Annotated in this window: 15 protein-coding genes and 1 tRNA gene; 9 read left to right on the top strand and 7 right to left on the bottom strand. The window is 27.4% G+C overall.

Annotated features, from left to right (window positions below; all coding sequences use genetic code 11):
* Nucleotides 1-666: 666 nt before the first annotated feature.
* From argS to trpS, 9 genes are all read left to right on the top strand, one after another.
* Nucleotides 667-2,340 carry an arginine--tRNA ligase gene (gene argS / locus JAHGCCOI_RS01575; RefSeq protein WP_227807005.1) on the top strand — a complete coding sequence of 558 codons (1,674 nt, stop codon included), beginning with the start codon at nucleotides 667-669 and terminating at the stop codon, nucleotides 2,338-2,340.
* A gap of 229 nt (nucleotides 2,341-2,569) precedes the next feature.
* Nucleotides 2,570-4,363 carry a transporter substrate-binding domain-containing protein gene (locus tag JAHGCCOI_RS01570; protein ID WP_479492220.1) on the top strand — a complete coding sequence of 598 codons (1,794 nt, stop codon included), beginning with the start codon at nucleotides 2,570-2,572 and terminating at the stop codon, nucleotides 4,361-4,363.
* 145 nt (nucleotides 4,364-4,508) lie between these two features.
* Complete coding sequence (locus tag JAHGCCOI_RS01565; RefSeq protein ID WP_479492219.1) at nucleotides 4,509-5,321, top strand: amino acid ABC transporter permease; 813 nt, start codon at nucleotides 4,509-4,511, stop codon at nucleotides 5,319-5,321.
* A 955-nt stretch (nucleotides 5,322-6,276) separates the two neighbouring features.
* Nucleotides 6,277-6,708 carry a substrate-binding periplasmic protein gene (locus JAHGCCOI_RS01560; RefSeq protein WP_479492218.1) on the top strand — a complete coding sequence of 144 codons (432 nt, stop codon included), beginning with the start codon at nucleotides 6,277-6,279 and terminating at the stop codon, nucleotides 6,706-6,708.
* Nucleotides 6,709-6,776: 68 nt separating this feature from the next.
* A complete protein-coding gene (locus JAHGCCOI_RS01555) occupies nucleotides 6,777-7,436 on the top strand; it encodes a hypothetical protein (protein ID WP_479492217.1) in 660 nt (219 codons plus the stop codon).
* Between the two features lie 110 nt (nucleotides 7,437-7,546).
* A complete protein-coding gene (locus tag JAHGCCOI_RS01550; protein ID WP_479492216.1) occupies nucleotides 7,547-7,786 on the top strand; it encodes a hypothetical protein in 240 nt (79 codons plus the stop codon).
* Between the two features lie 408 nt (nucleotides 7,787-8,194).
* Nucleotides 8,195-8,279: transfer RNA gene (locus JAHGCCOI_RS01545), tRNA-Leu, on the top strand.
* A 165-nt stretch (nucleotides 8,280-8,444) separates the two neighbouring features.
* Nucleotides 8,445-13,160 (top strand): PolC-type DNA polymerase III, encoded by a 4,716-nt coding sequence (locus tag JAHGCCOI_RS01540; protein ID WP_479492214.1) that lies wholly within the window; start codon nucleotides 8,445-8,447, stop codon nucleotides 13,158-13,160.
* Between the two features lie 111 nt (nucleotides 13,161-13,271).
* Entirely contained in the window at nucleotides 13,272-14,276 is a 1,005-nt protein-coding gene (trpS, locus tag JAHGCCOI_RS01535; protein WP_227807396.1) for a tryptophan--tRNA ligase, read from the top strand.
* A 49-nt stretch (nucleotides 14,277-14,325) separates the two neighbouring features.
* Here the strand turns inward: trpS and sufU are convergent, their stop codons facing one another.
* From sufU to prfB, 7 genes are all read right to left on the bottom strand, one after another.
* Nucleotides 14,326-14,775 (bottom strand): Fe-S cluster assembly sulfur transfer protein SufU, encoded by a 450-nt coding sequence (gene sufU, locus JAHGCCOI_RS01530; RefSeq protein WP_479492213.1) that lies wholly within the window; start codon nucleotides 14,773-14,775, stop codon nucleotides 14,326-14,328.
* A 14-nt stretch (nucleotides 14,776-14,789) separates the two neighbouring features.
* Nucleotides 14,790-15,995 (bottom strand): aminotransferase class V-fold PLP-dependent enzyme, encoded by a 1,206-nt coding sequence (locus JAHGCCOI_RS01525; RefSeq protein WP_479492212.1) that lies wholly within the window; start codon nucleotides 15,993-15,995, stop codon nucleotides 14,790-14,792.
* Nucleotides 15,996-16,071: 76 nt separating this feature from the next.
* Nucleotides 16,072-17,313 carry a tyrosine--tRNA ligase gene (gene tyrS, locus JAHGCCOI_RS01520; protein WP_212775556.1) on the bottom strand — a complete coding sequence of 414 codons (1,242 nt, stop codon included), beginning with the start codon at nucleotides 17,311-17,313 and terminating at the stop codon, nucleotides 16,072-16,074.
* Nucleotides 17,314-17,496: 183 nt separating this feature from the next.
* A complete protein-coding gene (rplS, locus tag JAHGCCOI_RS01515; RefSeq protein WP_011160821.1) occupies nucleotides 17,497-17,853 on the bottom strand; it encodes a 50S ribosomal protein L19 in 357 nt (118 codons plus the stop codon).
* Nucleotides 17,854-17,894: 41 nt separating this feature from the next.
* On the bottom strand, nucleotides 17,895-18,623 hold the full coding sequence (gene trmD / locus JAHGCCOI_RS01510) for a tRNA (guanosine(37)-N1)-methyltransferase TrmD (protein WP_227807013.1): 729 nt from the start codon (nucleotides 18,621-18,623) through the stop codon (nucleotides 17,895-17,897).
* 59 nt (nucleotides 18,624-18,682) lie between these two features.
* A complete protein-coding gene (gene rpsP / locus JAHGCCOI_RS01505) occupies nucleotides 18,683-18,946 on the bottom strand; it encodes a 30S ribosomal protein S16 (protein WP_212509092.1) in 264 nt (87 codons plus the stop codon).
* A 448-nt stretch (nucleotides 18,947-19,394) separates the two neighbouring features.
* Nucleotides 19,395-20,507, bottom strand: a complete 1,113-nt coding sequence (gene prfB / locus JAHGCCOI_RS01500; RefSeq protein WP_034171982.1) for a peptide chain release factor 2 — start codon at nucleotides 20,505-20,507, stop codon at nucleotides 19,395-19,397.
* Between the last annotated feature and the right edge of the window lie 3 nt (nucleotides 20,508-20,510).

The raw sequence follows: 20,510 nt of genomic DNA, 5'->3' as shown, positions 1-20,510 counted from the left end.
TAATTATTGCTTTTATCATCGGATTATTTTTTTTCTTTTTACGTAGTATCATCAAAATAATTATTGGTATTATTTTATTAATTTTAATATTAAAATTTGGTTTAAAAGTTGATTTTTTAAGAAATATTAACTAACCTTACCAAACTAGATAAAATATTTACTTTCTAATTAAAAAAATAATTTATTATTTAACAACTCTTTTGCAAATTAAAGGGTTGTTTTTTTAATTTTAATTAGGAATACCAAAATATAAAAAGAGTACTTTTTAACATTTAGGCTATTTTTTAATATTATTTAATAAAATTTTATGAATAAAAAAATGCATAAATGCATTTAAAAACATTTTATTACTAAAATTAACCCAAACCAAACCCAACAACAAAAATTTTTTTGCAATTCTTAATATTTTTCTTTCTAATTTACAAATACCAAAATAAGTATCTTAACTTTTTTCAAACAAAAATTATAAAAAATGCTATAATAGTTTTATAAAATATGTTTATATATCTTAAAATATCAAAAATGTTTATCAAAAATGTTTATCAAAAAATTAACGAGACAAATTTTAGGTAAAAAGTTTTTAATAATTTCATTATTTTATCATTTATTGTCATCATTCAGGAATCATTTTTTATTTTACAATCCAAAAAGAAAGGAACTGCAATCATGAATTTACAAACCACCAAAAGCAAAATCCAAAATGCAATCCAAAAAGTTTTATTAGAAGAATTAATTTTACAAGAACAACTGGAAAATGACAAATTTGATTTTTCTTTACCTTTGTTTGCTTATGCCAAAAAAACCAAAACTAACCCTCATATTATTTTTGAAAATATCAAAAAAAACCTTGTCACAATAAACGAAATCCAAGAATTAATGTTTTTAAACGGTTTTTTAAATATCAAAATTAAAAGAGCTTCATTAGCTTACGAAATATTACTCAAAATCAACGAATTACAAGCTAATTATGGCAATTTTCCCAATCAAAATCAAACCATAGTTATTGATTATTCTTCTCCTAATATTGCTAAAAACTTTTCTGTTGGTCATCTGCGTTCTACTGTTATTGGAAACGCTCTCAAAAATATTTATCAAAAATTAGGTTTTGAGGTAGTAGGAATCAATCACTTAGGAGACTGGGGAACCCAATTTGGTAAAATGATTGTAGCTTATCAAAAATGGGGCAACAAAGAAAAAATCCTAAAAGACCCAATTAACGAACTACAAAAATTATATGTTTTTTTTCATCAACAAGCCAAAACCAATCCTGAATTAAACGAACAAGCCAATTTTGCTTTTTTACAATTAGAACAACAAAACCAAAAATATCTCGATTTGTGGAAATGGTTCCGCGAAGTGTCTTTACAAGAATTTTGCAAAATTTATGATATTTTGGGGATTTCATTTGATTTTTTCTTGGGAGAATCTTTTTATAATGACAAAATCGCTCCTCTTTTTGAAGAATTAGAACAAAAAAAACTTTTAAAAGAAGAAGACCAAGTTTTGCTTATAGAACTTGATAATTTACCTCCTGGTTTAGTGAAAAAAACTAATGGCAGCACCTTGTATTTAACAAGAGATCTAACTACTTTTAAATATCGTTGTAACACTTTTAATTGTCAAAATGTTTTATATGTTGTAGGCAACGAACAAAAACTTTACTTTAAACAATTAGCCCAAATAATTGAAAAAATGGGATACTGTGACACTAAAATAAAACACATTAATTTTGGTTTAGTTTTGATGGATGGCAAAAAAATTTCTACTAGACATCACAAATTTACTACCTTAATTGAAGTAATTAATCAAGCTACTATTTTAGCCCAAAAAATCATTGAAGAAAAAAATCCTCATTTATCAAATCTTAAACAAACTGCACGCAAAATCGCTGTAGGAGCCATCATTTTTAACGACCTTAAAAACGATAGACATCTAGATATTGATTTTAATTTAGAAACTATTTTACAATTTAAAGGACAAACAGGACCTTATCTTCAATACACAGCAGCACGTCTAAATTCCCTTTTAAACAAAGAAAAACTAGACACAAACTTAATTGACAAAACCATTTATCAAAAAGACCATTATTTTATTTTAGTAAAATTATTAGACCAGTTTCCTTTAATTTTGCAAAAAGCCCAAAAAGACAATATGCCAAGTATTTTGGCAAAATATATGTTAAAAATAACTCAAAATGTTAACTTTTTATATTCACAAGAAAAGATTTTAACAGATGATAAAACCACTACAAACACTAATCTTTTATTAATCCAAGCAGTTTTTATCACTCTTAAAGAAAGTTTAACAATTTTAGGGGTTCCTTTTTTAGAAAATATGTAGTAATTTTTAAAAAATACCTTATTTTTCATAAAACAATTAAATCCCAAAGAAAAGTCTGCAAAGACTTTTTTTATTTTGGCTTGGAAAATCAAATCCACAAATCCAAAACTAAAAAACTAAAAAAAGAAAACCCAAACAACCACCCAATAATTAAAAGAAGGAAGTGATTATTTTCATTGATAAAAAACATTTTTTTAAAAACATTTTCCAAAATACCAATAAAAACCAAATGTTAAAAATTACTGCATTATTAATTAGTTTTTTATTTTTAATATGGCTGAATTTATCAATATTTGGATATTTCCATATAAAAAATAATTCCAAAAAGAAAACCATTTTAAAAGTAGGAGTTAACAACAATTCTGCTCCTAATGTTTTTAAAGTTTTAGAACAAAATGAGGGAAAGAAGGCCAAAAAAGCTGTAAACGGTGAATATATAGCGGGTTTTGATATTGATTTAATCAATAATATAGCTGATAAACTAGATTTAGAATTAGAATTTCATGTCTTTGATTTTGCAGGACTTCTTAATGCCTTAGAACAAGAAACAATTGACATCGCAGTTGCGTCTTTGAGTATTACAGACAAAAGAAAAGAAAAATACGATGTTTCTAAAGCCTATATGCAAACTGGAACCAGCATAGTAGTAAGAAACAAAAGATTTGATGATTTATTGGATAATTTAAGAAAACAACAAGAGCCAAACAATAACAAAGAAATAAAAATAAATTATAATGAATTTTGCCAAAAATTAAAAGATTTAGGAAAAGAAAAACCCATTAAATTTATAACATTTCTAAATACTGTTGCAATCCCAGTAATTGAAAAAATCAAATCAGATACTAATAAAGAAAAAGAATATGTCATCAAAAATAACGAATTAACAAGTTCATCTGCATGTTTTACTGATATTTTACAAGGAAAATCAGATATGTTTATAACAGATAATTGTTTAGCTAGATGGGCTTATGAAATAAATCAAGATTTGACATATTTTGATGTGCATTCTGATAACTTAGAACATTCTACTTGTCCCCAAGGTTTAGGAATATTTTTTCCTAAAAAAAATGATGAAGATAGAAGAATACCAAATTTACAAGAAAAGATAAATGCAGCGTTGGTAAAATTGGATTTAGTTAAAAAAGATGAAAAAGGCGAATTCCAAGACATCATAGACTTAAAGAAAAAAAATCATGAATTAAAAGAAACTAGTAAAGAAGAAGTTAGTTCAGAAGATAAAAATAAAATAGAAGAAATAGAAAAAAAAGTAAAAAAACGACTAGATGAAGTCTTTAATGAAAACAAAGAAACAATTGAACTACCAACAAAAAAGATTTTTATCCAAGCCCAAAAAACCATTCCATCTTATCTAAAAGGACTCAAAACTACTTTAATTTTAGCTATTGACAGTCTTATTGTTGGCTTTTTATTAGCTATTATATGCACTTTAATTAAAAATATAAAATTAGATTATCACAAAAATAATTTCTTGATAGTTGCTATAATAAAAATATTAAATACTTCCATAAATGCTTTGTTTTTTGTCTTAAAGGGCATTCCTGTAGCTGCCCAAGCAATGCTTATTTATTACAGTATTACTTTTCTTTTTAAAGGAAATTTTAATCCTTTACACGCAGGAATTTTTGTTTTAATACTTAATTCTTTAGCAAGTATTACAATGATTTTAATGCAAAATATTAAATTCTTAGATAAAGGACAAATTGAAGCTGCTCATTCTTTGGGGATGAACCAAAAGCAAGTTTTTCTCTCTATTGTCTTTCCTCAAACTTTAAAAAGGTCAGTTCCTTTTATTTTGCAACAATTAATCACAAACATTAAGGATAGTTCTTTTTTTGCCATTATAGGAGTTGCCGAACTTTCTTGGCAAGCACAAAGCAATATGGGCTCTACCTTAAATCCAATCTTGCCTTTTGTAATGATATCTTGTTTTTATTTAATAATTATTAGTATGACTGGTTTTTTAAGCAAAATGTTAGAAAAAAATATTAAATTGAAAAAATAAAAGAAAAAGAATAGAAAAGGAAGTGAACAATTTCATTAATTTAATTAATAAAAACTCATTTTTAAAAAATATTTTCCAAAAGAAAAATAATATAAAAATATTCAAAATTATTACATTATCAATTAGCTCTATATTGTTGGTATGGTTGCATTTTTCAGTATTTGGATGGCATTTTTCAACCAAAACAAAAAAAATAGAAAGTGAATCAGAAGCAAGATTAAAAACAGTTTTTGACAACCACAAAGACATGCTTTCTAAAAGCACTACTTGGCATCAAATCAAAGAAACTTTTCCATCTTATCTAGAAGGACTCAAAACCACTTTAATTTTAGCTATTGATGGTCTTATTATTGGTTTTTTATTTGCAACTTCATATACTTTAATTAAAAACTCTCAACCCCATAATAAAATAATATTAAATATTAACAAAGGAACAACTTATTTTTTAGATACTTTATTTTTTATTTTAAAAGGAATTCCTGTAGCTGCCCAAGCAATGCTTTTTTTTTATGGTATTGGTTATCTTTGCAAAGATCTTTTTGAAATTAAACGTTTGTATGCAGGTCTTTTTGTTTTAGTACTTAATTCTTTAGCAAACATTACTGTAATTTTAATGCAAAATATTAAATTCTTAGATAAAGGACAAATTGAAGCCGCTCATTCTTTAGGGATGAACCAAAAGCAAGTTTTTTTCTCTATTATCTTCCACCAAGCTTTAAAAAGATCAGTGCCTTTTATTATCCAACAATTCATCACAAACATTAAGGATAGTTCTTTTTTTGCCATTATAGGAATTGCCGAACTTTCTTGGCAAGCACAAAGCAATATGGGCTCTACCTTTAATCCGATTCTACCTTTTGTTACAATATCTTGTTTTTACTTAATCATTATCAGCATTACTAATTTATCAAACAAATTATTAGAAAAAAATATTAAATTATTACAACCAAAAGCATAATGAAATATTTAAAAAATCAACACTATAAGAAAGACCATTAATAATGTGGTCTTTTTTTATACGATTTTTAGCTATTTTTGTGTATAATAAAAATAAGTGTAAATATTTAATTTTTCCCAAATAAATATTCCAAATATCAAAAACGTCAGGAGATAAAAGCAATGAATGTTAATTTCAAATATAAAACTACATATTTGTATCAACTTTATTGTTTTTATTATTGTTTACAACTCAAATTTTAATTATATTAGGAGATAACGATGGGCGTTGATGTTAGATACAAGACTAAATACTTATATCAATTTTAGCATATATAAATAGCAAAATATTTAAAAAAGAAAACCAAAGAAACAAAGACACAAAAAAGACAAATACAATCCAAAAAAGAACAAAACAATCAAAAAATTATTATAAAAAACAGACTAAAACTATCATTACTATCATTTTTTATTTTTTATCATTTTTTATTTATTATCATTTTTTATTTATTATCATTTTTTATTTATTATCATTTTTTATTTATTACAATTAACTTTTATCATTTAATTTATTTAATTATCAAAATTAACAGTAAAAAAGGATGTAAAAAAACATGAATACAAAACGGTATTTTTTTTCAATGTTTTATCAAATTTTTTTAAAAACGTTTTCAAAAATAAAAAAAATATAAAGATATTTAAAATTTCTACATTATTAATTAGTTTTATAATTCTAATTTGGTTGCATTTCCAAGTTTTTGGAATTAACATTCACCAAGCAAAAAAATCATCCAAACCCAAATTAATAGTGGCAACAACTAACGATTCTGCTCCTAATGTTTTTGGGGTATTAAATCGTTGAACTGTTCCATTTTTTTAGACACTTTTTTATTTCAAAATTACTCTTTAAGACTTAAAATTAAATAGATAATTTCTTATCTTTTCAAACTAACAAATAATTTCATTAAACTTAAAAAGTGTCTAAAAAAATGGAACACCTCAGTTTAATCAAAAAAATAGCTGATAAACTAAATTTGGAATTAGAAATCAATGTTTTAGATTTTGAAGGAGTTTTAGCTGCTTTAAACCAAGAAAAAATTGATGTAGCAATTACATGCATGAGCATTACAGAAGAAAGAAGCAAAAAACTTGATCATTCTAAGGCTTATATCCAAGCCCAAACTAGCATGATAGTAAGAAGGAATGACAAAAGATTTGAAGGTTTAATCCAAAAAGAAGAAATAAATTTTGAAGGTTTTTGCGATGAATTAAAAAAAATAGCAACTCCAAACGAACCAATTCAATTTGTAACATTCCAAAATACTGCTGCAATCCCAGTAATTGAAAAAATAGTAGCGCAAACAAATATGCAAGAATCACAGCCACTTGTTAAAAAAACAACGAATTAAGTAGTCCTCCTGCATACTTTCAGGATGTTTCACAAAAGAAATCCGATATTTTTGTAATAGATAGTTTTATGGCTAGATGGGCTTGTGCCTCAGATAATAATTTAGCTTTTTTTAACATGAATTCCAAAAATTTAAGTCATTCTGCTTGCCCTCAAGGTTTGGGAATGTTTTTGCCTAAAAAAAATGATAAAGATAGAAGAATACCAAATTTACAAGAAAAGATAAATACCGTATTATTGGAATTGGGATTAGTAAAACAAGAAGAAGGCAAATTCCTAGATATTATAGATTTAAAAAATAAACTTAATAGCTTGGAAAACAAATTAGAAAGATTAGCAAATCCAGAAACACAAATTACACATGAAAATGAAGAAATAAAATTAACAACAAAACAAATAGAACAATTAGGAAAAATCATAGATATTGACACACTAAAAGCAAAACTTAAGGAACTTACAAATCCATTAGAACAAAATAAATCAATTTTAAGTGATAATGAAAAACAAAACTTAATAAATGAAATTGCAAAAACAAAAAAACAAATTACAAACATAGAAAAAATAACCAAAAAATGGGTAGACGATATTTTTGAAAACCATCAAGAAACAATTAATCTAGCAAAAAATAATACTTGGTCACAAATTAGAAAAACTTTTCCATCTTATAAAGAAGGACTTAAAACTACTTTAATTTTGGCTATTGATGGTCTTTTTTTAGGCTTTTTATAGCTGTTTTATGCACCTTAATGAAAAATGCCCAATCCAATAATCCTTATATATTAAAAATTAGCAAAGGAATAAGTTGGATCTTTGATATTTTATTTTTCATTTTAAAAACGATGCCAACAGCAGACCAAGCAATGCTTGTTTATTATGGCATTGGAAACCTTTGTAATAAAGGTGTTATTACTTCTCTTAATGCAGGACTTTTGGTTTTGAGTCTTAATTCTTTAGCAAACATTAATGTAATTTTAATGCAGAATATCAAATTTTTAGATAAAGGACAAATTGAAGCGGCATTGAGTTTGGTAATGAGCCAAAGACAAGTTTTTTCTCTATTGTTTTTCCCCAAGCTTTGAAAAGATCAGTGCCTTTTATTATCCAACAATTCATCACAAACATTAAAGATAGTTCTTTTTTTTGCTATGATAGGCATCTCTGAGTTAACTTTAGTAGCTAAAAATAATACTGGAGTGACTTTTAATCCGATCTTGCCTTTTGCTATGATAACTGGTTTTTACTTAAGTATCATTGTTATTACTAATTTATTAAACAAAATATTTACTAAAAATATCCTTCATAAATAAATAATTTTTCAAAGTTTTAACACCGAAACCTGATAAAAGGCTATTAGCTAATGTGGTCTTTTTTTGGGTGGCGAGCATGTAAATATTATTTTGGTTTATGATTTTGAGGAAAAAAAACAAAAATCAAAATAAAACTGATATAATATATAAGTATGATATTTTTATCATTTAAAACAAAAAGCTGATGTGGTGGAATGGTAGACACACTTGACTCAAAATCAAGCGAGCAATACTCATGTCGGTTCGAGTCCGACCATCAGTACCATTAATTTATTTTTATTTATAATTGCATCTATGAAAAGAAATAACAAATAAAAAATTGCATGAATTTCATGTGTTTTTTTATTTGTTTTATTTTTTAAAAAACGATTTGAAACAACAATTTTGATTTCTTGCCTCTTTCTTGCCTCTTTTCCCAATCAACTATTAGGTGGTATTTATTGTGTCTACTCATTCATTTAAACAATTTATCGAACAAAAAGGTTTTTGCAAAAAATATTTTCAAAATCCTCAAGTAAAAAAAATATCAGTTTGCCAAAAAAGCCCAAAATGGGTTTTACAAATCACATTTAAACATTTACCTTTAGTTTGTGATTTAGCATTTTTTTTAGAACAATTACTCCAAGAATTAACTATTTTATGGAAAAACCAAGCGCAAACCAAACCTAATTTGCCCCAAATTGAATACCACATCGATTTTGAAAATTGGGATTATCTAGAATCTTTGGCAGAAAGTTATTTTAATTATATTATAACCCAAGCCAGTTTAATAAAAAAATATCATGATTTAGATTATTTTGCAATTCAAAATCACCAAGTAAATTTTCAAAACGGCAAATTTATCATTTTTGTAAATCCTAATGCATTTAAATGTTTAAATAAAAAAATGGGACTTCTTCAAGATTTTTTTTCTAAATTTTATGGTTTTAAAAATGAATTTATCTTATCAACAGATAGAAAAATTGATATCAATAGAAAAAAATCCACAAATATTGAAATCGAAGAATTGCAACAAAATCCGAATCATCAAACCAACTCCAACGAACAAAATCAAGAAAAAAATCCAAATAACAAATCAGATCCAACTTCTCAAACCGATCAAACAAAAAAAGCAAAAACAACACCCCAAGCAAAAGCATATAATCATAATAAAAGAGCTTATAATAGCAATTCTAAAATGACAACTAAAGATACAAAAATAAAAGATCTTCCTAAAAATAAACAAGAGCTGGAAGAATTCAACCGTCAAAATCCCAATACTTATGTAATTGTTGAAGGTTTTTTGGCTCATCCTATCAAAGAAGCTAATTTTCAGTATTCTTATTTAAAATTTGTTATAGAAGAAAACGACAATGATTTTTCTATCAAAAATAAAGATGCTATTTTAATTCAAAAAAAAGTGTCCAAAGATGAAAAAGAACAATTTTTAAAAGCCAATTACCAAACTGGACAATTATTTAGAATCACAGCTCGAATTAATTATAGTGCTTGGGATGATGTTCATTTAATGATGACACAATACGAAACCCTAGAATCAGATTCAATTTCGCCTTCATTAATCCGCCAAGACTTGGGTTTTCAAGGCAAAAAAAGAATTGAATTTCACACTCACACTAAAATGTCTAATTTAGACGCCATTAACAGTGCTAAAGAATATTTACAAATAGCAGAATCATGGGGACACGAAGCGATTGCTTTTACGGATCATGACGGCATTTATGCTTACCCTGAAATTAACGAACATGCCAAAAATAAAAAAATCAAACCTATTTATGGAGTGGAAGTTGATTTTATTGAAGAAAAACCTATTTATATCACCAATCAAAAAGAAGATAATTTAGAAAAAGATTTTGTTTTAAAAGAAGCTACTTATGTGGTTTTTGACTTGGAAACTACTGGATTATCTAATGTTCGTGACAAAATTATTGAAATCGCTGGAGTAAAAATTAAAAACGGAAACAAAATAGGCGAGTTTCAAAAATTTATCGACCCGCAACAAAAATTAACCAAAACTATCATCGATATTACCAATATTACGGATGAAATGCTTCAAGGACAACAAACAATTGACCAAGTTTTACCACAATTTTTAGCTTTTGCCAAAGACTGTGTTTTAGTGGCTCACAACGCTTCTTTTGATATTAATTTTTTAAAAGAAAAAGCAAAAGAACTCAAAATATCTTTGGAACCACAACCCATTATTGATACCATGGCATTGTCTCAACGTTATTTCAGTAATCTTTTAAAATATTTTTCTTTAAAAAGATTGGCAACTTTTTTCAAAGTCAAATTAGAAGACCATCACCGTGCACTTGCGGATGCCACTGCCACAGCAGAAGTTTTTATCAAAATGATTGATCAATTGGCAGATCTAACCAAAGATCCCAAAGACGAACAAGTAATTACTTTTTTTGACTTACAAGAAAAAATCGATCCCAAATACGAAAGACCTTATCACATCAATATTTTAGTGGCTAATCAAACCGGTTATCGCAATCTTTTTGAACTTTTAAGCAACGCTTTAACTAAGGATTTTAACAAAAGCCCTCGTGTTTTAAAATCTAATTTAGCTAATTTAAGACAAGGTCTTTTAGTGGGTAGTGGTTGCATGAATAGCAATATTTTTGAAATAGCTCTCAATCAAAACATTTCCAAATTGAAAAAAGCTATTTCTTTTTACGATTACATCGAAGTGCAACCTCCCCAAGCTTATAAACATTTAATTCATGATTTAGGCAAAAACGGGCTTCAAATCATTGAAACTACTCTCAAAACCATCATAAAAGAATCCCAAAAACAAGCAAAAATAGTAATTGCCACTGGGGACGTTCATTATATTCATCCTTGGGAAAAAGATTATCGCGAAATTTATATTAGTGCCAAAATGGTAGGAGGCGGCTTACACAAATTATCTAGATACGAAAATAAAAACTTGCCAGAAAATCACCTTTTGACCACCCAAGAAATGATAGATGCATTTGCCTTTTTACAAGATGAAAAATTAATTTATGAAATTGTAATTGAAAATACTCATTTGCTTAATTCCAAAATTGAAAAAATCAAAGCTTTTTCTTCGGAACTATTTTCTTTCAAAGACGAAGCTTTCAAAGCCAACTTACAAATACCAAGCATCAAAGAAGAAATTAAGCGTTTGGTTGATACAAAAGTTAAACAAATGTACGGCGCAACTCCCCATCCTTTAATTAAAGAAAGATTGGATCAAGAGTTAAAAAGTATTATCGGAGAGACAAAAAACGAAAAATCTAATCAAAATATTGCTCCTGTTTATTATTTATCACATTTATTAGTTAAAAATTCTTTGGAAAAAGGTTATTTAGTAGGCTCACGTGGTTCGATTGGTTCTTCTTTAGTAGCAACTATGTTAGAAATTACCGAAGTAAATCCGTTAAAGCCACATTATTATTGTCCACAATGCAACTACACTATTGTCCAATTAAAACCACAAGAAAAAGAACAATATTACAACTCAGAAGAAGAAAAATACCAAAACGAACTTGATAAGGTTTTTTCGGGATACGATTTGCCAAACATGCCTTGTCCCAAATGCAACACTCAGTTCAAAAAAGACGGTCATGACATTCCTTTTGAAACTTTTCTAGGCTTTGAAGGCAACAAAACTCCTGATATTGATCTAAATTTTGCAGGTGATTACCAAAGCCAAGCCCATAATTACATTAAAGAATTATTAGGAGAAAAACACGCTTTTAGAGCAGGAACCATCCAGACTGTTGCCCAAAGAAACGCTTATGGCTATACGATGGGTTTTGTAGAAGAAAAACAAAAACAATGGCGCAAACAAAAAGTAGCCCAAATTGCCAACAAAATCGAAGGAGTTAAACGTTCTAATGGCCAGCATCCAGGAGGAATTGTTGTTGTGCCACCCGATCGCAGTATTTATGAAGTAACTCCTGTCCAATATCCAGCTAATGACACCAATTGGAAAACCACTCATTTTGATTATCATTCCTTTGAGCAAAATCTTTTTAAATTAGACATTTTAGGACATGATGATCCTATGATGATTAAATTTTTGATGGATTATGTTAAAGAAAATCAAAGAATTTTCCCTTTCACAAGAGCCCAAGATATTCCTGTAGATGATCCCGAAGTTTATAAATTGTTTTCCAACGAATTCAAAATTGATTCTTCTGTAAATCCAGGAAATAAAATCACTATTGATTCTTTGGGTATTCCTGAATTTGGAACTATTTTTGTCAAACAAATGTTAAAAGATTTAACAACCGCTAAACAAAATTCACAAAAACAAGCAATTAAAATTAATTTTGCTGCTTTAGTAAAAATCTCAGGACTTTCACATGGAACTGATGTTTGGAACCAAAACGCCAGAGATGCTATCAACAAAACAGGCGAATTTGAAAAATACAAAAATAAAACAATTTCTTTTGATGATATAATTGGTTGTCGTGATGATATTATGTTACAACTACAAGAAAAAGGGCTTGATCCTTTAAAAGCTTTTGATATTATGGAATTTATCCGCAAAGGCAAACCCCAAGATGATTTTCAAACATGGAACAAATACAAACAAGAAATGAAAGACAAAGTAGAAGCTTGGTATATTGATTCTGCTGCTAAAATTAAATATTTATTCCCTAAAGCGCACGCCACTGCTTATGTTATTATGGCTTTGAGGATTGCGTGGTTTAAAATGCATGCACCATTAGCTTTTTATAGTGGTTATTTTTCTAAAAGAACAGAACAATTCGACCACCAAATCATGATTAGTAACGATATAAAAATTATTAAAGAAAAATTAAATAAGCTTGCAGAATTGAAAAAAAGTAAAAAAATTAAAGCCAAAGAAGATGCTTTAATAAATACTTTAAAAATTGCCGAAGAAATGGTACATCGTGGTTTTAAATTTTTAACTGTTGATTTTAATAAATCAGATGTTAGTGTTTTAAAAATAGAAGATGGTGGTTTTTTAAGGATGCCACTGCTTTCGCTTGATGGTCTAGGTTTGATTGCTGCTAATAAAATTGTAGAGGCGCGCCAAGAAAAACCATTTACTAAAGCTGATTTTGCCACTCGTTCTAAAATTAATAAAACCATTTTAGCCAAAGCAAAACAAGAAAACCTTTTAGATTCTTTAGAAGATGAATGAAATTAAAAAAACAAATAATAAATAAATTTGATTAAATCCACAAAAATATTAAAGATGATTTTGCTATAATAAATCATTTTGCAAAAAATAAAAAAGGAGGTGATAAAATTGATACCAAATAAAAGATTAGTGTCAGGGATCAAACCAACGGGCGATCTTACTTTAGGAAATTATATTGGGGTTTTAAAACCTTTGCTATATTTGCAACAAAACTTAAAAAATTTTGATTTTTATCTTTTTATAGCTGACTTGCACGCCCTTACTTTTTATCAAGAACCCCAAACACTAAAACAACAAATCAAAAAAATAGCAGCTCTTTATTTGGCATCAGGGCTTGATCCTGAAAAAATAAATTTGTTTGTTCAATCTGAAGTAACACAACATACTTATTTGGGTTATCTCTTGGAATGCAATTCTTATTTTTCTGAACTACAAAGAATGATTCAATATAAGGAAAAAAGCAAAATTAATGCAGAAGGAATAAGGACTTCTTTATTTACTTACCCCACATTGATGGCAGCTGATATTTTGATGTATGATGCAAATTTAGTGCCTATTGGCAAAGATCAAAAACAACATTTAGAATTAACTAAAAACTTGGCTACAAGATTTAACAATTTATATGGTAATACTTTTGTTGTTCCGGAACCTTTTTTTAATCCTTTGGGTTCGAAAATAAAATCTTTGCAAAACCCTTTGAAAAAAATGAGTAAAAGTGATACGGAAAATCCTAAAAGCTATATTTTACTTTTGGATGATCCTCAAATAATTAAAAGTAAAATTGCCCAAACTGTTACAGATTCCCAAAAAATAATTAAATATGATCCAGAAAATAAACCTGGAATTTCTAATCTTTTAACCATTTATGCTTCTTTAAAGCAAATTAGTATTTTTGAAAGTGAAAAACTTTTTCAAAAAAGTAATTATAAAGAGTTAAAAAATAAAGTCGGTGAAGAAATAATTAATTTTGTTGTACCTTTGCAACAAAAATTTTATCAATTAATTGATAGTGCAAAATTGGATGATATTTTAAATAAAGGAGCTCAAAAAGCTTCCTTGATTGCAGAGAAAAAAATCCAACAGGTACGAAAAAAATTAGGTATTTTAAGATTTTGATGTATAATATTTATAAATAAAAAAGACAACCTTTTTAGGGTTGTCTTTTTTATTTAATAACTTTTTTTATTGTGTGTGCTTTAATTACTTGTTGTAAAGCTTTCCAAGGAAGACTTATACAAGCGACTCTTCCAGGAAAATTAATAAAATGTTTAAATAATAGTAATTCTTTGTCAAGTTGAGTTTCATCATATATTTGATTATTAATCATAGCTAAAAAATGATTTATTTTTTCTAATGTTTGTGGAATTTCTAGATTCTTAAGATGTATAGACATCAAACTTGCTGAAGCGCGACAAATAGCACAAGCTTGAGTTTCGTATTTAATATCTATTAATTTTTGATTTGAGATTTTGATTTGTAATGAAATAGAATCACCACAAGAAACATTTTTATTAGTTATGTTTGTAAAATCAGGGTCTTGGGAAAGTCCCCAATTTTGAGGTTCTTGATAATGTTTAATGATTAAATCACGATATAATTTATTTATTTCTAACATTTTAATGCCTTGAGTTATTTATTAAATTTGGAGAAAAAAGTTTGCGTTTTTTTTAAGTTTTTAATTAAAATATCAACGTCTTCTTGATTGTTGTGAATGCCTATAGAAACTCTAATTATACTTGTTTGTTTTAGTTTTTGAGTAGCTAAAAAAGCACAACATCTACCAGTTCTTACATAAATATTTTCCTGAGCTAAAAAAGCTTCTGCATCATGGGCATGAATTTGATTAAAGTTAAAAGTAATGATATTAGAAAAAGCTTGAGGATTATAAATTGTGATGTTAGGAATTTGTTTTAATTCTTTCATTATATTTTGATAAATCTTTTTTTCATGTTTTTGGATGTTTTCAAAACCAATTTCTTCCACAAATTCCAAAGCTTTTTTAAAAGCAAGAATTCCTGAAATATTAGGAGTCCCTGATTCAAATTTATTAGGACCTTCGTTGAGTAAAAAATGTTTTAAAGAAAATTCTTTAATGGAAGTTCCTCCAAATGAAGGAGGTTGTAATTGTTCTAATAAATGATTTTTGCCAAACAAAATCCCTATTCCAAAAGGACCGTATAATTTGTGGGATGAAAATGCTAAAAAATCTACATCTAAAAATTTAACGTCTATGGGTAGGTGACTTGATGATTGGGCAGAATCTAAAATAACTAAAGCGTTTTTTTTGTGAGCTAAAGTTGTTATTTCTTTAATGGGAGTTTCGTACCCTAGTAAATTAGAAACATGAGTTAAAACAACTATTTTAGTTTTGTTTGTTAAAACCTTAGCAAAATTTTCTACAGTTATTTGATTCTGTTCGTTTAGGGGAACAAAAATTAATTTTGCTTTTTTTAGTTTGGCTTGTTTAAACCAAGGAAACACGGAAGAATTATGTTCTAATTCTGATGTAATAATTTCGTCACCTTCTTGAAGGGTTTCTCCTAAGCTTTGAGCTAATATATTTAAAGAATCAGTAGTTCCTTTAGTAAAAATAATTTCTTCTGATTTGGAATTAATAAAATTAGCTGTTTTAATTCTTGTTTCGTTCATTAGTAAAGTGTTTTGATGAGACAAAACGCCAAAAGATTTGGTATTGAGTCCATTTGTGCTATAAAATCTAGTCAATTCATCTATTACTTTTTGAGGTTTTAAAGAAGTAGCAGCATTATCAAAGTAAACAATCTCGGGGTTGGTTTTGAAAATTGGAAAAAAACAGCGAAAAGGATTATTTTGCATTTTGGAAACCTCTTAATTTGTTAAGACATATTTTTTCATAAATGAATTAATAAAATAAATAAAAAGTTATTAATAATTAAAAGACTATTAAAGCGTTGTTTTTTTTGCCTTTTTTCAAAAGGACATATTTATCAAATAAAGTGTTTTTTTTGGTTATTGCAAAATCAAGGGATTTGATTTTTTGATTAAATAATTTAATAGTGTTGTCTTTGATAAATTCACGAGCTTCACTTTTAGAAGTTGCCAGTTTTGTTTGAACTAAAGCATCAACTAATAAAATATCTTCTTTTGTGGAATGACAAAACAAAGTTTTTTGCAATAAAATAAAATCTTTTTCTTGGAAAGATTCTTTTTTAGCATTAGAAAATAAAATTTGGTTAGTTTTTATACATTCTTGCAAAATATCTGAGGAATGAATTAAAGTAATAATGTTTTGGGTAAGAGCTTTTTGAGCTAATCTTTGTTGGGGGTTTTCCAAGGTGTTTTTTTCTAATTCCAAAATTTCTTGCTTGGGGATTAAAGTAAGCATTTTTAGATAATTGATTACTTCTTTATCAGAAACATTTAAAAAATATTGATAAATTTCATAAGGGGAAGTCATTGAAGGATTTAACCATAAAGCCCCTTTTTCGCTTTTGCCAAATTTCGTTCCATCTGAATTTAACAAAAGAGGAGTGCTAATTCCTAGGGCATCGGATTTTTTTTCTAATTTTCTGATGAGTTCTAGTCCGCTTGTGATATTTCCCCACTGATCAGAACCGCCTAATTGTAATCTAACTTTATGATTTTTGTATAAATGATGAAAATCTAAAGATTGTAAAATCATATAAGAAAATTCAGTAAAAGAGATGCCAGAAGCAAGTCTTTTGGCTACTGCGTGTTTGGAAAGCATATAGTTAATGTTAAAAAGTTTTCCGTAGTTTCTGAGGAAAGAAATGATATCTATTTGAGAAAGCCATTGATAATTATTAACAAATTCTACTTGTTTGTTTAACAATATGTTTTTAAGTTGACATTCAATACTTTTAGCATTTTGCAATGAATTTTCTAAAGATAATAATTTTCTTTCTTCAGTTTCTTTGGGATCTCCTATTAAACCTGTAGCCCCACCTACTAAAATAACGGGTAGATGTCCTTGTCTTTGCATTAATAAAATCATTGTTATTTGAACTAAATAACCCACTGTTAAAGAATGAGAAGTAGGATCAAGCCCACAGTAAAACTTAACTTGGTTGTTGTCTAATAATTCTTTAACTTGTGTTTCGTTACTACAATCTTTAATTAAATTACGCCATTTTAATTCTTCATAAAAAGACATTTTGAGCTCCTATTTTATTTTTAGAAATAATTTTCTTGGTTTTGAAAAAAATCATTAAAATAGAGTTGTTTTTAATAATTTTCTAAATTTTGTTTATTAAAAAAAGGGGAAAAATATATTTAAAAAATGTTATTAAAAGTTTTTTATTATAAAAAAATGTATTTCTTTAAACAAAAAAACAATTTATCTTTGTTCTTTAATGCGAGAAGCTTTAGAAGAAAGGTTGCGAACATAATGCAATTTGGCGCGACGAACAATACCACGACGAACTACTTCTATTTTCTCGTTAGTAGGGGAATGTACTGGGAAAGTTAATTCAATTCCTACACCAGCAAATATTTTTCTTACAGTAAAAGTTTCTGTAACTAATCTTCCTTGGCGTTTAATAACTAAACCTTCAAAAATTTGAACCCTTTTGCGGTTTCCTTCATCAATTTTGATAAATACTTTAACTGTATCACCAGGTTTGAAAAAAGGGACATCTTTAAGTTGGTGCTGGTTAACTGATTCTATTAAATTTTGTCCTTTTAATTGAGACATAATTTTGCTCCTTTGTTGAATTCAAATAAATAATTCTTGAATTATTTTTGTAATTCTTGTTTAATTTCTGTTAAAAGTTTGGTTTGTTCTAAAGTTAATTTTTTATTTTCCAAAAGATCAGGTCTTTTTTGTAAAGTTGCCTTCAAGCTTTCTTTTTGGCGCCAACATCTTATTTTGGCATGGTTTCCAGATAACAAAACAGCAGGCACTTCGTGATTCAAATAACTTTGCGGGCGGGTGTATTGAGGATATTTAAGCAAACCTTGTTGATGGGAATCTTCAAGATAAGATTGTTCTTTGATAACTTCTGGAAGCAGTCTTGTAATTGCATCAACCAAAACAGTAGCAGCGATTTCTCCTCCTGTCAAAACATAATCACCTATGGAAATTTCTGCATCAATATATTGCAATATTCTTGCATCAACCCCTTCATAATTACCGCATAAAATAATTAAATGAGTTTCTTTTTGAGCAAAATTAGTGGCATGCATTTGATTAAAAATTTGTCCTTGAGGAGATAATAAAATAACTTTGCTTTGGGGAGTTTTTATTTTTTGTAGACAATCAAAAAAAGGAGGGAAAGAAAGCAACATTCCAACTCCTCCTCCATAAACGCTATCATCTACTTGATTATGTTTATTTTTGCTATAAGTTCTTAAATCATGAAGTTTTATTTGAACTTTTTTTTGTTCTAAAGCTCTTTTAATAATGGAAGTTTCGCAAAAACTTTTAAAAAAAAGCGGAAAAATAGTGATAATTTCAATAATCATAAAATTTAGTTTTTAACCGTTAAAGGCGCTTTCATTTATTTTTGAAATTGAGAAAAAAATTATTTTTCAACTTTAGTGTTAGTTTTTGCAAAAAATTTATTTTTTTTAAATACTTTTTTGACTGTTTTAGTTGGTTGAGCGCCATTGGATAACCATTTTTGTACTTTGTTGTGGTCTAATTCAACAATATCTAAAATAGTGTCATAAGTTCCTAAAATTTCTAAAAATTTACCATCTCTAGCATTTTTAGATTCGCTTGCAACTACTCTGTAAAAAGGTCTTTTATGCACTCCGAAACGTTGTAAACGCATTTTTATTGCCATAATAAAAACCCACTTTCTATTTTTTTATTAATCGTTTAATCGTAAATTAAAAAGTTCATCCTAAATATTATCACATAAAATAACTGAATTGTCAAGTGTTTTTGATAAAAAAGATGAGAAAAATGTTTTTTGATAAATTCTTAAAAAAATAAAATCTTTTGAAGATTTTAATTAAGGTGAAAGATATTTCAGTACATTAAAAAATGTTTAAAAATCAACAACAATAAATAATAAAGGGAGTGATTTTAATGAAAAATAGTGTGCTTTGTTGTTTTCAAAAAATAAAATATTAAAATTGTTCTAAGACAAGACAAAAAGAAAACCCAAAACAAATTACTTTGGGAAATTATTTATTCTTTGAAATGCCTTTTTATCTTGGCTTTTCCTATAATTATTTTTTTATATTGGTTATTGATTAAAAAAATAATTAACTTTGTATTTTTATTTTTTATTCATGAGGAGAACTAATAGGTATTTTGGTTAAATATCCATTGATAAATTCGTCGATGTTTCCATCCATTACTTGTTCTAATTGAAAAATTTCTTGATTAGTGCGGTGATCTTTAACCATTTTGTAAGGATGAAAAACATAGCTTCTAATTTGAGAACCCCAACCATTTTCTTTTTGGTCGCTTTGAAATTTTTTAGCATTTTCTTCTTTTTGTTGTTTTGATGCTAATTGAAATAACTTGGTTTTTAGCATTTGCAAAGCTTTTTCTTTGTTTTTGATCTGACTACGTTCATTTTGACAACCCACTACTAATCCTGTTGGCAAATGAGTTATTCTTACTGCTGAATCAGTAGTATTTACGTGTTGTCCGCCTGCACCACTACTTCTAAAAACATCGATTTTAAGATCTTCTGTTTTTAAATTAATTTTGATTTCTTCATTAATTTCTGGCAAAACATCGCAAGCTACAAAAGAAGTATGTCTTTTGGAATTAGCATCAAAAGGAGAAATTCTTACCAAACGATGAACTCCTTTTTCCGCTTTTAGATAACCATAAGCATAAGTTCCTTTAATTAATAAGGTAGCTGATTTGATTCCTGCTCCTTCACCTGGTTGATAATCAAGAATTTCGGTTTTAAAATTCTTTTTTTGAGCATATTTTTGATACATACGGAAAAGCATTTCGCACCAATCTTGCGATTCAGTGCCTCCTGCTCCTGGATGGAATAATAAAATAGCATTGTTAATATCATAAGGTTGATTCAAAAAAATTTTAATTTTGAAATCAAAAACGGCTTTAGTAAGGTTTTTTAATTCTTCTTCTAATAAAGCAGAAGTTTCATTTGGGCTTTCATTTAAATTAAATAAAGTTTCTAGATCCAAATAATTTTGTTCTAAAGTTTCTAAAGTAGTTTTTTTGTCTTGCAAGTCGTTGAATTGTTGGCTTATTGTAACAGCTTTTTGGGGGTCTTGCCAAAAATCTTCTTTTTGCATGGCGCAATTTAATTTTTCAATTGTTTGATTGGTTTTTTTTAAATCAAGGGCTTGTTTTAAATCTTGAAGGTTTTGATGCAAGTTTTGTAAAATTTGATTAATTTCGTATTTTTCCACAAA

Source organism: Mulberry dwarf phytoplasma, from assembly GCF_056504655.1.
This window is presented reverse-complemented; position numbering and strand designations above follow the sequence as displayed.